Source organism: Rhodococcus chondri, from assembly GCF_036327435.1.
Classification (GTDB): Bacteria; Actinomycetota; Actinomycetes; order Mycobacteriales; family Mycobacteriaceae; genus Rhodococcus; species Rhodococcus chondri.
On the sequence record NZ_JAUZMZ010000132.1, the window covers coordinates 1 to 13,025 of the forward strand.

A 13,025-nucleotide genomic window follows, 5' to 3' on the forward strand; every position below is an offset into this window, starting at 1 on the left:
CGATCGGTGTGGTCGGTGCCATCGCCCCGTGGAACTCCCCGGTCGCGAGCGATGCCCAGAAGATTGCTCCCGCGCTCGCGGCGGGCAACGCAGTGGTGCTCAAACCGGCCGAATGGACGCCGCTGGTGTCGTTGGCGCTCGGCCGGCTGATTCACGACACCGGTCTCCCCCCGGGCCTGCTGTCGGTGCTGCCCGGCAAGGGCTCGATCCTGGGCGACGCAATTGTGCAGCACCCGCACGTCGGCAAGGTGAGCTTCACCGGCGGCACCCGCACCGGCCGGGCGATCGCGCACGCGGCGGCCGAGAAGTTGATGCCGGTGTCGCTCGAACTCGGGGGCAAGTCACCGACCATCGTGCTCGACGACGCCGATGTGGACGCCGCGGTCGCCGGGGTGATGTACGGGATCTTCTCGTCGACCGGGCAGAGCTGCATTGCCGGCTCGCGGTTGTTCGTCGACCGGAAACTGTACGACCGGTTCGTCGAGCGGCTCGTCGAGCGCACCCGGCACCTGCGGCTCGGACACGGCCGCGACCCCCGTACGCAGGTGGGGCCGATGGTGCACCACGCCCACCGCGATTCGGTGGCCGCATATGTCGATCTCGCCCGGCGGGAAGGCGGGAGGGTGCTGTGCGGCGGGGCGCTGCCCGAGGACGAGGACCTCGCGGCCGGCGCGTACTACCTGCCGACGGTGATCGACGGCCTGCGCAACGACGCCCGGGTGTGCCAGGAGGAGATCTTCGGCCCCGTCCTGGTCGTGCTGCCCTTCGACGACGAAGCGGATCTGCTTGCGCAGGCCAATGATTCGGTCTTCGGACTGGCCGCGGGCATCTGGACGCGAGACTATCGGCGCGCGTGGCGGCTGGCCCGGCGCCTCGAGGTCGGCACCGTGTGGATAAACACCTACAAGAAGTTCAGCATCTCCACTCCCTTCGGTGGAGTGAAGGAGAGCGGTCTGGGTGTCGAGAAGGGCCGCGCGGGTATCGCGGCGTACTCGCGGCAGAAGAGCGTGTACCTCGGCTTGGACGACGGCCCCGACACCTGGGCGGATTGACAGCTCCTCGTCTCCCATCGTCGACGGACGGTAGTGGACTGCGGGACTGTACAAGCAAATACCTTAGCGCTAAGATATTGAGATATAAGTCACTGGAGGTCCTATCGTGAACCAACCCATTGCCCGGCTGCGGCGCCTGCGCTCGGTCGAACTCCGTACCCACGCCCGCTCCGCGTCGACGGACTTCTATTCCGAGGTCTGGGGGCTCCGGGTCGTCGACCAGGGCGACGACGCCGCCTGGTTGCGTGGCACCGGCGATCAGCATCATGTCCTGCAACTCACTGCCGCGGAGCGGAACGGACTGGGCCGCATCAGTTTTGCGATCTCCACCCCGGCGGAGATCGACGAGGCGGCACGTCGCCTCGACGCTCGCGGTATCCCGATGATCCAGGGACCGGGAGCGGTCGACGACGCCGGGGGCGGCTACGGCCTGCGGCTGGTCGACCCGGAGGGCCGCATCGTCGAGCTCATCGCCGACACGCTCGCCGTCCCGGACCTGGGACGCGGGGACGCCGTTCCCGTCGGGGTGACCCATGTCGTGCTCAACACCGTCGATATCGACGCGGCCGTGAGCTTCTACTGCGACGTGCTCGGAATGCGGGTGTCGGACTGGTCGGAACATCAGATGGCGTTCCTGCGGTGCAATTCCGATCACCACAGCATCGCCTTCAATCAGGCGCAGTGGGCGTCGGTCAATCACATCGCGTACGAGATGCCCACCGTCGACCACTTCATGCGCGGCATCGGCCGGCTCCGCCACCACGGGATCCTGCCGCTGTGGGGTCCGGGCAAGCACGGTCCCGGCGACAACACCTTCTCGTATTTCGCCGACCCCGCGGGACTCGTCTGCGAATACACCTCCGGCATCGCGCAGGTCGACGAAGACCGCTGGCTGTGCCGGGTGTGGCGACGGGTCCCCGAGTTGTCCGACCTGTGGGGCACCGCCGGCCCGCCGTCGAAGCAGGTACGCGACCACATGGCCGGCATCCCCGACCCCGGCGCGTTCGAACTGCACGATCTGGAGCGCGTGTCATGACCCACGTCGTGGAATACGGCACCGGAGCGGCGGTGCTGATGCTGCACGGCATCGGTGGCAGTTCGGACAGCTTCGCACCCCAGTTCGCGGGTCTGTCCGACTCGCTGCGGGTAATGGCCTGGGACGCACCGGGTTACGCGCGCAGCAGTGATCCCGGTCGGGAGATGGACCTCGACGGCTACGCGGATGCGGCCGCGGCCGTGATCCGCGACCGTTGCGGCGACGACGGCGCACACGTGCTCGGCATGTCGTGGGGCGGGGTGATCGCAACCCGCCTCGCGCTGCGGCATCCGGAACTGGTGCGCAGCCTCATCCTCGGATCGTCCACCGTCGGTTCGGGCACCTGCAAGGACAGCGCCGACACCATGCGTTCGCGGGTCGCGGATCTGGCGCAGTCCGGGTCGCAGGACTTCGCGGACCGGCGTGCGCCCCGGCTGCTGTCCGACAACGCGCCCGGCGAACTCACGCACCGGGCCACCGCGATCATGGCCGAGGCTGTACGGCTGCCGGGCTACCGGTGGGCCGCCGAATCGATGGCCGCGACCGACCACACCGGAGATCTGCCGAAGATCGACGTCCCGACGCTAGTCCTCTGCGGCGACTCGGACGCCGTGACCGGCATCCCCGCGAGCCAGGCGCTCGCCGGCGGTATTCCGGGCGCCGTGCTCGTCACCGTCCGCGGCGCCGGGCACCTCGCCAATCAGGAACGTCCGGACACCTTCAACGCATGGACCGAATCTTTCGTCCAGATCACCGAACGACTCCACAACCACAGCTGAACAACCCAGAAGGAGCTCATGATGGCACTCGACTACGCGACCTCGGACCTGAAGGACTTCACCGACTCGCTCATCCTCACCCGCGGCACCCGCCACGAAGACTGGGACACCCTCGGCTTCCAGGCCAAGGCCGGCGACCGGTTCCGGCGGGCCCAGATCCGCTACGTCGGATCGGGCGCCACCGGCAACCACGAGAACGACACCCGCACGATCGCGTCGAACGGGTTCACCTTCTCGAACATGCTGCTCCCCGCAGGCGCGGCCGGCCCCGAGCACACCCACCACGACGCCGAGGAAGCCTTCTTCGTCCTCGAGGGCGAGGTGGAGGTCGGCATCCACCGTGACGGCATCGTCGAGAAGCGTGTGCTCGGTTACCGCGACATGATCGTCGTTCCCGCCGGGGTGCCGCGCAGCCTCGAGAACATCGGCACCGTCGATGCGCTGTTCTGCGTGATCATCGGCGCGCAGAAGCCCCAGGTGCCGACGTATCCGGAAACGTCCGCCGTCTTCGGCCTCTCACGGGACTGACCGTGGGCACCCTCGACAACCGTACGATCGTCGTCACCGGTGCGGCGCGGGGCCTCGGCTTCGCGATTGCCCGGCGGCTCGGCGCCGACGGCGCGACCCTGTGGCTGGCCGACGTCAGCGTCGACCGAGGCCGGGAGGCCGCCGCAAAACTGGTGGCCGACGGACTGACCGCGCAGTTCGTCCGGGTCGATCTCGCCGATGCGGACTCGGTCGACGAGATGGCCGCACGCGTGACCGCCGACGGTCCGCTCTACGGTCTGGTCAACAACGCCGCCCTCGCAGACGGTGTCGGTGGCAAGGCGATTCACGAACTCGCGATTGCCGACTGGGATCGCGTCATGAACGTGAACCTGCGCGGCACGTTCCTTGTGAGCCGCGCGCTCGTGCCGTCGATCATCGAATACAGCGAAACCCACCGCACCGGCCGGGTCGTGACCATCGGCTCCGATGCCGCACTGTACGGGTCGCCGAAACTGTCGCACTACATCGCATCGAAGGGCGGTGTCGCGGCACTGGCCCGCACGATGGCTCGCGACCTCGGGTCCTACGGCATCACGGTCAACACCGTCTCGCCGGGTCTGACCGAAAGCGAGTCGGCGCAGCATGTTCCGCAGCACCGGCACGATTTGTACCGTCTCAACCGTGCCCTGGGCCGGGCACAGCAGCCGGCCGACCTCGTCGGTGCCGTCGCATTCCTCATGGGCGACGAGGCGTCGTACATCACCGGACAGGAACTCGCCGTCAACGGCGGATTCGTCCTGCACTAGCCCCCTTGGGAGACCGCACGTGGACCTGCAATTGAAGAATCGCACCTATCTCGTGACCGGAGGCAGCTCGGGTATCGGGCTCGCGACCGTTGCGATGCTCCTCGACGAAGGCGCGAACGTCGTGACGTGCGCCCGGGACGTCGACCGCCTGAACGCCGCGCTCGACCCCCTGCCCGGCGCCGACCGCAGGCTGACCGCGGCGTGCGACGTCCGCGACCGCGACGCCGTCGCCGCCCTGGTGGAGGCGGGTCGCGACCGATTCGGCGGTGTCGACGGTCTGGTCAACAACGCCGGTAACTCGCGCATGAAGCCCCGGGCCGAGACCACGCTCGACGACTGGCGCGACGAGTTCGACCTCAAGTTCTCCAGCGTCGTCAACACCGTCGACGCGGCACTGCCGTTGCTGCGCAAGTCGACCGCGGCGTCGATCGTGAACATCTCCGCGGTGCTCGCGCGGCAACCCGAGACGAGGCTCGTCACGACCAGCGCCGCGCGGGCCGGACTGCTCAACTTCAGCAAGTCGTTGTCGCTGGAACTGGCCGGTGAGGGGATCCGCGTGAACTCGGTGTCGCTCGGCCTGGTCGATACCGGCCAGTGGCAGCGTCGCTACGAAAAGTCCGGTTTCGACGGGTCCTTCGAGGAGTGGGAAGCCGAGATCGCGGCCGACCGCGGTATCGGCCTCGGCCGATTCGGCCGCGCGGACGAAGTCGCCTTCCAGATCGTCAGCCTGCTCTCGCCCCGCTCGTCCTACATCACGGGCACGAGCATCGATGTGTGCGGCGGTGTCGCGCGCTATGTCTGAAAGGAAACTCATGTCCACAGAACCGGTCACCGGGAACGGCGGGGACCTGCTGGTGCAGGTGCTGCGCGAGGCCGGCGTCGACACCGTGTTCGGCATCGTCAGCGTGCACAATCAACCGCTGGTCCAGGCGGTGTCGAAGCACCTGAGGTTCGTGCCGGTGCGACACGAAGCGAGCGCGGTCAACGCGGCCGACGGATATGCCCGTGCCACCGGTGGTCTGGGGTGTGCCCTCACGAGCACCGGCACCGGCGCCGGCAATGCCGCCGGATCGCTCATCGAATCACTCAGCGCCGGAACGTCGGTTCTCCATGTCACCGGTCAGGTCGAGTCGCGCTACCTCGGGTCCGGGCGTGGTTTCATCCACGAGACGAAGGATCAGCTGGGAATGCTCGAGGCGGTGTCCTCGTACGCGGCGACGATTCGCGACACGGACAGCGCGGGAAAGGTGTTGCGCGAAGCGGTTTCCCGTGCACTGTCCACCCCGGGCGGGCCGTCGAGCGTGGAATGGCCCATCGACCTGCAGTATGCCGGGCACGTCGTCGATGCGACACCGATCGTGGTCGAACAGGCGCGGCCGGCGGAACCGGCGCAGCAGGTGGACGCGCTGGCGGCGATGGCCGCGGCGCGTCGTCCGGTGATCTGGGCCGGGGGAGGTGCAGCGCGCGCAGGGGGCGCGCTGACCGAACTCGTCGAACGCTGGGGTGTGCCGCTGCTGACGAGCAACTCCGGCCGCGGCGCGGTGTCCGAAGACCACCCGTTGTGCGTCGGCAACTACGCGACCTCACCGCGTGGCCGTGCACTGCTCGCGGATGCGGACCTGATCCTCTCGCTCGGTACCCATTTCCGATCCAACGAGACCGGCGATTATTCGATGTCGATGCCGCAGCGGCACATCCAGGTCGATGTGGATCCTGCCGCGCCGGGCCGGGTGTTTCCCGCCGGCCTTCCGGTGGTGGCAGACGTGGGAGCGTTCGTTTCCGCGGCCCTGGAGCTCGACGACCTCGGTGCCGCGGTGGAGCCGACGTGGACTTCGCGGGCGTGTGTGGTGCGCGACGAGGTGCGGACTGCGCAGCGGACCGGTCTCGGCGATCATGCCGTGCTGTGTGACGCCGTGCGTGCCGCGCTGCCGCGAGATGCGGTGATCGCCAGGGACGTGACGATCGCGTCGAGTGCGTGGGGCAACCGTCTGCTGCCGATCCACGACCCGCGCAGCAACATCTTCCCGCGCGGCGGCGGCATCGGGCAGGGCCTGGGTATGGCGATCGGCGCCGCACTCGCCGACGAGACCCGGCCGACACTCGCCCTCGTCGGTGACGGTGGCCTGGCGGTGCATCTGGGAGAAATCCTCACGATGGCGCAGGAACGGCCGTGGCTGGTGCTGCTGGTGTGCAACGACGGCGGGTACGGGGTGCTGCGCAACATGCAGGCCGGCTCGGGGGAGCGGCCGTATGCGGTCGACCTCACCACCCCGGACTTCGGTCTGCTCGCGCAGTCCGTCGGCGTCGAGTACCGGCGGATCGGCGGGGCGGGCGAAGCGCACGCCACGATGGCCGAAGCCGTGTCGCTGCAGGTTCCGGTGATCGTGGAGGTCGACCTCGCCTCGTACGGCGAGATGCCCGCACCGTTCACCCCGCCCGTCACTGTGCCCGGAAAGTAGACGAAGAAAGTTTCGGCTCGGATGTGGCGCAGCTAACATCTTAGCGCTAAACTAATGAGCACTGAACGAATTCTTCGGGAGGAAGACATGACAGCAGACACCGTCGACCTGATGGTCCGTCAGATGCGGGTCGAATCCACCGGCGTCGTCTCGCTCCGCCTGGAGCATCCGCGCGGTGACGCCGTCGACCGGTGGACGCCCGGCGCGCACCTCGACCTGCATCTCGGGGGCGGGCTCGTCCGCCAGTACTCGCTGTGCGGCGATCCGGACGACAAAACCGGATATCGGGTCGCAGTGCTGCGGGAGAGCGCCGGCCGCGGTGGCTCACGCCGGGTGCACGAGACACTTCGGCCCGGCGACACCGTCACGGTGAGCGCGCCGCGCAACAACTTCGAGCTCGCTGCCTCCCCGAGCTATGTGTTCATCGCCGGCGGCATCGGCATCACACCGATTCTCGCGATGATCGCCGAAGCCGAACGTGCCGGTGCGTCCTGGGAACTGCACTACGGCGGCCGCACCCGCGACACGATGGCATTCCTCGACGAACTCGGACGCTACGGAGACCGCGTGCACGTCGTCACCGAGGACGCCGAGGGGATTCTGGATCTTCCTGCCGTGCTGGCGACTTCGCGTCCCGACACGCTCGTGTACGCGTGCGGACCCGAAGGACTGCTCGCCGCGGTCGAATCGCATTCCCCCGCATGGCCGGCCGGCGCGATCCACCTCGAACGCTTCAAGGCGAAGGAGCGTCCCGCCGAAGCCGGCGGCGACAGTTCCTTCCGCGTGACGTGCGAGCAATCCGGCGTCTCCGCGACCGTGTCCGCCGACAGGACGATCCTCGAGACCCTCGAGGAAGCGGGTGTGGACGTCCCCAATTCGTGCCGCGAGGGCATCTGCGGAACCTGCGAAACCCGCGTCCTGTGTGGCACTCCCGATCACCGCGATTCCCTGCTCAGTGCTTCCGAACAGGAATCCGGCACCACCGTCATGATCTGTGTCTCCCGCGCCCGCTCCGACGAGCTGGTGCTGGATCTGTAGGAAAGGAATTCCGATGAGCCAGTACCTGGTGATTCATCAGACCAGAACCGCCGACCCCACACCGTACGAAACCCGGCTCGCCCGAGCGATCGAGCAGGTCTTCGGCGCCGGCGTCCACCACCTGGAGGGAATTGTGAAGGAACTCAACGTCTCCGGTATGCACGGTCCGGACGGTCTGCCGTGGACCGCGGACTCGTTCACCGCCGAGATGCGACGGATCGGGGGATAGACCATGGTGAACCGCCTGCGCCACGCCCCGCTGACCGGCGACGAGATCTTCGCGACCGGCATGCGTAACCAGTGGCACGCCGTGTGCCCGTCGAACTTCGTCGAACGCGGCGGCATGAAGAAACTGCGCCGCCTCGGCGAGGACTGGCTGCTCTACCGCGGCTCCGACGGCACCGTACGGATGCTCGCCGACCGCTGCCCGCATCGCGGTGCGCCGCTGTCGCAGGGAGTGCACCTCGGCGACCGCGTCGCGTGCAAGTACCACGGTGTGGAGGTCGCCGGCGACGGCACCGTCGTCAAGGTACCCGGCATGCCCGGCTGCAACCTCGAAGGCAAGAAACTGGTGACGAGTCTTCCCGTTCGCGAGGTCGGCGGTGCGATTCTCGCGTGGTTCGGCACCGACCCCGACGCCGAGCCCGGCCCGCTCGAACTGCCGGATCCGCTGGTCGACGAAGGTGTTTCGGCGTTCCTGTGCTACGTGGAGTGGCAGGCGCCGTGGCGGTTCGCACTCGAGAATCTGCTCGACCCGATGCACGGCGCGTTCCTGCACCACGAATCGCATTCGATGTTCGGTGGGGAAACCTCCGCCCGGTTCCGCATCCGGGAGACCGACCGCGGGTTCTTCTTCGAGAAGACCGATCAGCGCGGCGTCAACTTCGACTGGGTCGAATTCTGCCGCACCGGCGTCGACTGGGTGGATCTCGAGATCCCGTACCCGCCGACGGCCGGTCCGGGCGGTCCGTTCGGGATCGTCGGGATGGGCACCCCGATCGACGCGGACACCACGGCCGTGTTCTTCTGGCGGTACCGGCGGGTCGAGGGATGGGAACGCGACGTGTGGCGCTTCCTGTACCGCACCGTGCTGGAGGAGCGGCACTGGGCGGTGCTCGAACAGGACCGGGTCATGCTCGAGGGGATGGCGCCCGACGCCGACCAGGCGGAGAACCTGTATCAGCACGATCTCGGTGTCGTGCGCCTGCGGCGGCTCTACCGGTCGCGGGCGGAGGAACTGGCGAAGGAGCTGGCGGGCTAGCCCGGCGAGGAGACGGTGGACGCGAGGTCGTGCTCGATGGCGGCCTCGCGTTCGCCGCTCTCGGGCAGGGCGCGCGGCGAGAGGTCAGCCGCGTTCGTTGCGCATGATCGAGTGCTCGAGCTTGCGCAGCAGTCCGGCCAGCTCGACCTGGTCGTCGGTGGACATCTCCGCGAGCATGCGGGTTTCGTTCTCGAAGTGCGCGACCGCGACGGCGTCGACGAGTTTCTTTCCGGCATCGGTGAGTTCGGCATGCACGATCCGCCGGTCGTCGGCATCGCGCTCGCGGCGCACCAGCCCCGCCTTCTCGAGCCGGTCGATGCGCAGGGTGATGCCGCCGGTCGTGACGAGGGAGCTTTCGGCGAGCTGCCCCGAGGTCATGCTGTACGGCTCGCCGGCGCGGCGCAGTGCCGCGAGTACGTCGAACGAGGCCATGTTGATGTCGTACTCGTCGAAGATTCGCCCGATTGCGCTCTGATAGCGCAGATATGTGCGGTGAAGGCGCCCGAGCACTTCGAGCGGGGTGACGTTCAGGTCCGGCCACTCGCGAGCCCACTGGCTCACGATGTCGTCGACGGCGTCACGCTCGGGAACGGTGTCGCGCCCCACGCGGCCTCCTCGTGCATCTCGTTCTCGGCGTCCGGTTGCTGAGCGCCAAGGCTTTGTTCACGATACGGCCTGCGTGGAGCGCGTGGTCGTGCGGCAGGGTCAGTCCGCGGTGGCGGCCGTGGCGATCGCGTCGATCTCCACGGTCGCGCCGTACGGCAGGGCGCTCACCTCGACGAAGGTGCGGGCCGGTCGCGGTTGGGCGAACAGGCGCTCGAACTGGCGATTGGCCTCTTCCCGCAGCGACAGGTCGGTGACGTAGTACGTCAGTTTGACGATGTCGGACAGCCGGCCGCCCACTACGGCGAGGCGGTCGGTCATGCGGTCGACCGCTGCGTCGAGTGCTTCGGTGCGGCCGCCGACGGCGACACCGTCGACGTCGATGGACAGGGCGCCGGAGACGAAGACGAGGCCGCCGGCGACGTAGGCGGGACTGTAGGGATGCTGAGGGCTGACAGAGGTGAGTGACATCGGTGATCGCTCCTGGAGTCGGGTCACGGTGCCACGTTATCTTAGCGCTTAACTATTTGTTTCGGAAGAGCATCCCGACACGGCCTCAGTCGGAGACGGTGAGGTCCACCGCGTCGTTGTAGAAGCACACGTGTTCGGCGATCGCTTCCATCCCCGGGAACGGCTCCGCGTACGACCATGCCACGTTTTCCGCGCGCGGCGGACCGATGAACGACCAGTACCGCGCCGTGCCCTTGTACGGGCATCCGGTGCGAAGCTCCGATTCCTCGAGCACCGAGAAGTCGACGTCCTCCGGCGGCAGGTAGTACCGGACGGGCAGACCCGTCTCGAACACCAGCACCGGATTGTGGGTCTCGCCGATCACCTTGTCGCCCAGCGCGACACGCACGTGCCGTGCGCTGGGTAGCGCGTCGACGCGATGGTGCGGATCGCGCGGATGGGTGAACACCTCGGCCGCCTCCTCGTGCCAGTGCTCGTCCTCGTCGACGTCGTCGCCCGGCCCGGTCTCGCCGTGCCGGAACCACACGAACGCCAGACGGTCGTCGAGCCCGTCGACATCGAGCTGAAAAACCGCGGAATAGGCGCGCTGATCGTCGACGACGATGTCGTACCACTGCCACACATCCGGGCGGCTGCGGCTCGGCGAGAGCGATGCCGCCAGCAGGTCGTAGCGCACATCGTCCCGTGGGAAAGCATAGAACGGCACGGGCTTGCCCGGCGCCCAGACCAGCACGGCGCGACTGCTGTCCACCACGGTCCGACCGAACCAGCTGCCCCGGATCCTGCGTTCGCTGGGCTCGTAGAAGTAGACGTCCGGCTCCAGTGACGGACGCGGGACGGCGGACTTTCGGGCAGCCATACCCCCGACCGTAGCGTGCGAGCCACGTGCCGGACGCATCCGGTGGCTACGCTGCATGTCGATGCTCGACGATCCGCTCCTGCCGGCACGCACGCTGGTCGGCGTCCTCGCGGTGGCCGCACTCACCACGGGGGTGCTGTGGGGTTTCGGCGTGCCGCACCGGTTCGCGCCCGCGGGTGCGATCGCGCGCGGCGCCGCGCAGCTCACCGTGATCAGATGCGGCAGGCCACCCTCGAGCACGCACGGCTGGCGGTGCACGCGGCTCTGATTCCGTCGACGGATCAAACCAGGACGACCGGTCTCGTGACACTGCCGGGCGCATTCGTCGGCGCCATCTTCGGTGGCCTCACCCTTCGAAGCCGGACGATTCCAGGTGGTGGTGCTCGCGGCGATCATGGCGGCCGGGTCGATCACCGCGGTGGTCCTGGCGCTCGGTCTGGGCGGGATCAGTGTGCGGCCGACACTCCCGGGGTAACACCGATGGTGGCGTGACCGGGCTCGACCCAGGTAAGAATCACGTCGACGCCGACTTCCGAAGGGACCGCACCGGATGCTGCTCGTAGCCAACCGCGGTGAGATCGCGCTGCGCATCGTCCGCTCGGCGGCCGAGCTCGGTCTCGACACCGTCGCGGTGTATGCCGAGGACGATGCGGGCAGCCCGCATGTCGCCGCGGCCACCCGCGCGGTCGCGCTGCCGGGCTCGGGGCCCGCGGCGTACCTCGACCAGCAGGCGCTGATCCGCATCGCGCGGGACACGGGCTGCGGACTCGTGCACCCCGGCTACGGCTTCGTCAGCGAGAACGCCGACTTCGCGGAAGCCTGCGCGTTTGCGGGGCTGACCTTCGTGGGACCGGACGCCGACGCGCTACGCATCTTCGGCGACAAACGTTCGGCCCGCGCGGTCGCCGAACGACTGCAGGTGCCGGTCGTGCCCGCAACCGAATCGGACGGTTCGGATGCGATGAGGGACTTCCTCGCCGGGCACCGAGACGGCATCGTCGTCAAAGCCCGCGCCGGCGGCGGCGGTCGCGGCATGCGGGTGGTGCGGGAGGTGGCGGATCTCGCCGACGCGCACCGCTCCGCCGCGGCCGAAGCGCGGGCCGCATTCGGCGACGGCACCCTGTATGCCGAAGCCCTCGTGACCCGTGCCCGGCACGTCGAGGTCCAGGTCGCCGCCGCGCCCGATCGGGCGGGTGGCATCTGCGCGATAGCCCTGGGCGACCGGGACTGCAGCGTGCAGCGGCGGCACCAGAAACTCGTCGAGATCGCGCCCGCGCCGGCCCTGACCGACGACCTGCGGCGCGGGCTGCACACCGCGGCCGCGCGGATCTGCGCCGGCACCCGGTACCGAGGTGTCGCCACCGTCGAGTTCCTCGTGCGTGGCGACGATTTCGTGTTCCTCGAGGTCAACCCGCGAATCCAGGTCGAGCACACCGTCACCGAGGAGGTCACCGGCATCGATCTGGTGGCCGTGCAGATCGCGATCGCGCGCGGCGCCCCGATCGATGTGCTCGACCTGCCGCCGGGCATCACGGCCGACCAGGACGGCGTCAGTGGAGTTCCTGCCGGCGCCCGCGGGGTGGCCGTGCAGGCACGGATCAATGCCGAGACGTTGCGCGCGGACGGCCGGACCGTGCCGTCGGCCGGTACCCTCACCGCGTTCACGCCGCCGTCCGGGCCCGGTATCCGGGTCGACACCTACGGCCGGCCGGGTCTCGAGGTGAGCGCCCGTTACGACTCGCTGCTCGCGAAGGTGATCGCCCACGTCCGCGGCGGCAACGAGACCGCAGCGTTTCGCAAGCTCGACGCCGCGCTCGGCGAGTTCGTCGTCGGTGGCATCGCCACCACCGTGGAATCGATACGGAAGATACTGTCGGACAGTGAATTCCGATCCGGTCCCGTGTGGACGACGTGGCTCGGCGAGCGGCTCGCAGACTTCGTCGGCCCCGATGACGAGCCGCCGGCGTACGCTCCCGAACTGCACGCCGGGGAGCATGCGGTGCGGGCCGAAATGGTGGGCACGGTCGTCGAAACCGCCGCCGAGGGCGACACGGTGCCGGCCGGAGCTCCGGTCGTGGTGCTCGACGCGATGAAGATGCAGCACGCGCTCACCGCGCCGGCCACCGCCACCGTCACCCGCATCCTCGCGCGGCCGGGGCAGACCGTGCATCC

General features: G+C 68.6%; 16 protein-coding genes. 13 read left to right on the top strand and 3 right to left on the bottom strand.

Annotation, left to right across the window (positions count from 1 at the left end):
• The 10 genes from Q8814_RS19445 to Q8814_RS19490 all read left to right on the top strand — a co-directional run.
• Window positions 1-1,052, top strand: a 1,052-nt coding sequence (locus tag Q8814_RS19445) for an aldehyde dehydrogenase family protein (protein ID WP_330153636.1), incomplete at its 5' end; no start/stop codon positions are given.
• A gap of 106 nt (window positions 1,053-1,158) precedes the next feature.
• Entirely contained in the window at window positions 1,159-2,088 is a 930-nt protein-coding gene (locus tag Q8814_RS19450) for a VOC family protein (RefSeq protein WP_330153637.1), read from the top strand.
• Window positions 2,085-2,867 carry an alpha/beta fold hydrolase gene (locus Q8814_RS19455; protein WP_330153638.1) on the top strand — a complete coding sequence of 261 codons (783 nt, stop codon included), beginning with the start codon at window positions 2,085-2,087 and terminating at the stop codon, window positions 2,865-2,867. The genes Q8814_RS19450 and Q8814_RS19455 overlap by 4 nt, the downstream gene beginning before the upstream one ends.
• A 21-nt stretch (window positions 2,868-2,888) precedes the next feature.
• Entirely contained in the window at window positions 2,889-3,395 is a 507-nt protein-coding gene (locus Q8814_RS19460; protein WP_330153650.1) for a cupin domain-containing protein, read from the top strand.
• Between the two features lie 2 nt (window positions 3,396-3,397).
• Window positions 3,398-4,162 (top strand): 3-oxoacyl-ACP reductase family protein, encoded by a 765-nt coding sequence (locus tag Q8814_RS19465; RefSeq protein ID WP_330153639.1) that lies wholly within the window; start codon window positions 3,398-3,400, stop codon window positions 4,160-4,162.
• A 19-nt stretch (window positions 4,163-4,181) separates the two neighbouring features.
• Complete coding sequence (locus tag Q8814_RS19470) at window positions 4,182-4,964, top strand: SDR family oxidoreductase (protein ID WP_330153640.1); 783 nt, start codon at window positions 4,182-4,184, stop codon at window positions 4,962-4,964.
• Complete coding sequence (locus Q8814_RS19475; RefSeq protein ID WP_408015940.1) at window positions 4,957-6,621, top strand: thiamine pyrophosphate-binding protein; 1,665 nt, start codon at window positions 4,957-4,959, stop codon at window positions 6,619-6,621. Before Q8814_RS19470 ends, Q8814_RS19475 begins: the two co-directional genes overlap by 8 nt.
• Before the next feature lie 87 nt (window positions 6,622-6,708).
• On the top strand, window positions 6,709-7,659 hold the full coding sequence (locus Q8814_RS19480) for a PDR/VanB family oxidoreductase (RefSeq protein WP_330153642.1): 951 nt from the start codon (window positions 6,709-6,711) through the stop codon (window positions 7,657-7,659).
• Between the two features lie 13 nt (window positions 7,660-7,672).
• A complete protein-coding gene (locus Q8814_RS19485) occupies window positions 7,673-7,888 on the top strand; it encodes a recombinase-like helix-turn-helix domain-containing protein (RefSeq protein WP_330153643.1) in 216 nt (71 codons plus the stop codon).
• 3 nt (window positions 7,889-7,891) lie between these two features.
• Complete coding sequence (locus Q8814_RS19490) at window positions 7,892-8,920, top strand: aromatic ring-hydroxylating dioxygenase subunit alpha (RefSeq protein ID WP_330153644.1); 1,029 nt, start codon at window positions 7,892-7,894, stop codon at window positions 8,918-8,920.
• A gap of 84 nt (window positions 8,921-9,004) precedes the next feature.
• Here Q8814_RS19490 and Q8814_RS19495 read toward each other — a convergent pair whose 3' ends face one another.
• The 3 genes from Q8814_RS19495 to Q8814_RS19505 form a co-directional block, all read right to left on the bottom strand.
• Window positions 9,005-9,526 (bottom strand): MarR family winged helix-turn-helix transcriptional regulator, encoded by a 522-nt coding sequence (locus Q8814_RS19495; RefSeq protein ID WP_330153645.1) that lies wholly within the window; start codon window positions 9,524-9,526, stop codon window positions 9,005-9,007.
• Window positions 9,527-9,625: 99 nt separating this feature from the next.
• Window positions 9,626-9,994, bottom strand: a complete 369-nt coding sequence (locus Q8814_RS19500) for a RidA family protein (protein WP_330153646.1) — start codon at window positions 9,992-9,994, stop codon at window positions 9,626-9,628.
• An 85-nt stretch (window positions 9,995-10,079) separates the two neighbouring features.
• Complete coding sequence (locus tag Q8814_RS19505; protein ID WP_330153647.1) at window positions 10,080-10,853, bottom strand: DUF427 domain-containing protein; 774 nt, start codon at window positions 10,851-10,853, stop codon at window positions 10,080-10,082.
• Between the two features lie 61 nt (window positions 10,854-10,914).
• Between Q8814_RS19505 and Q8814_RS19510 the strand changes: the two genes are divergently transcribed.
• The 3 genes from Q8814_RS19510 to Q8814_RS19520 all read left to right on the top strand — a co-directional run.
• Window positions 10,915-11,121: a hypothetical protein gene (locus Q8814_RS19510; protein ID WP_330153648.1), complete on the top strand. Its 207-nt coding sequence runs from the start codon at window positions 10,915-10,917 to the stop codon at window positions 11,119-11,121.
• A 72-nt stretch (window positions 11,122-11,193) separates the two neighbouring features.
• Window positions 11,194-11,328, top strand: coding sequence for a hypothetical protein (locus Q8814_RS19515; RefSeq protein WP_330153651.1), 135 nt, complete (start codon window positions 11,194-11,196; stop codon window positions 11,326-11,328).
• 75 nt (window positions 11,329-11,403) lie between these two features.
• Window positions 11,404-13,025: ATP-binding protein (locus Q8814_RS19520; protein WP_330153649.1), on the top strand; the 1,622-nt coding region annotated here is incomplete at its 3' end.

Bases quoted from the DNA above. Each gene is read 5' to 3' on its own strand.
- Q8814_RS19475 (WP_408015940.1), top strand. From the start codon at position 4,957: ATGTCTGAAAGGAAACTCATGTCCACAGAACCGGTCACCGGGAACGGC.
- Q8814_RS19460 (WP_330153650.1), top strand. From the start codon at position 2,889: ATGGCACTCGACTACGCGACCTCGGACCTGAAGGACTTCACCGACTCG.
- Q8814_RS19490 (WP_330153644.1), top strand. From the start codon at position 7,892: ATGGTGAACCGCCTGCGCCACGCCCCGCTGACCGGCGACGAGATCTTC.
- Q8814_RS19505 (WP_330153647.1), bottom strand. From the start codon at position 10,853: ATGGCTGCCCGAAAGTCCGCCGTCCCGCGTCCGTCACTGGAGCCGGAC.
- Q8814_RS19485 (WP_330153643.1), top strand. From the start codon at position 7,673: ATGAGCCAGTACCTGGTGATTCATCAGACCAGAACCGCCGACCCCACA.
- Q8814_RS19455 (WP_330153638.1), top strand. From the start codon at position 2,085: ATGACCCACGTCGTGGAATACGGCACCGGAGCGGCGGTGCTGATGCTG.
- Q8814_RS19500 (WP_330153646.1), bottom strand. From the start codon at position 9,994: ATGTCACTCACCTCTGTCAGCCCTCAGCATCCCTACAGTCCCGCCTAC.
- Q8814_RS19510 (WP_330153648.1), top strand. From the start codon at position 10,915: ATGCTCGACGATCCGCTCCTGCCGGCACGCACGCTGGTCGGCGTCCTC.
- Q8814_RS19480 (WP_330153642.1), top strand. From the start codon at position 6,709: ATGACAGCAGACACCGTCGACCTGATGGTCCGTCAGATGCGGGTCGAA.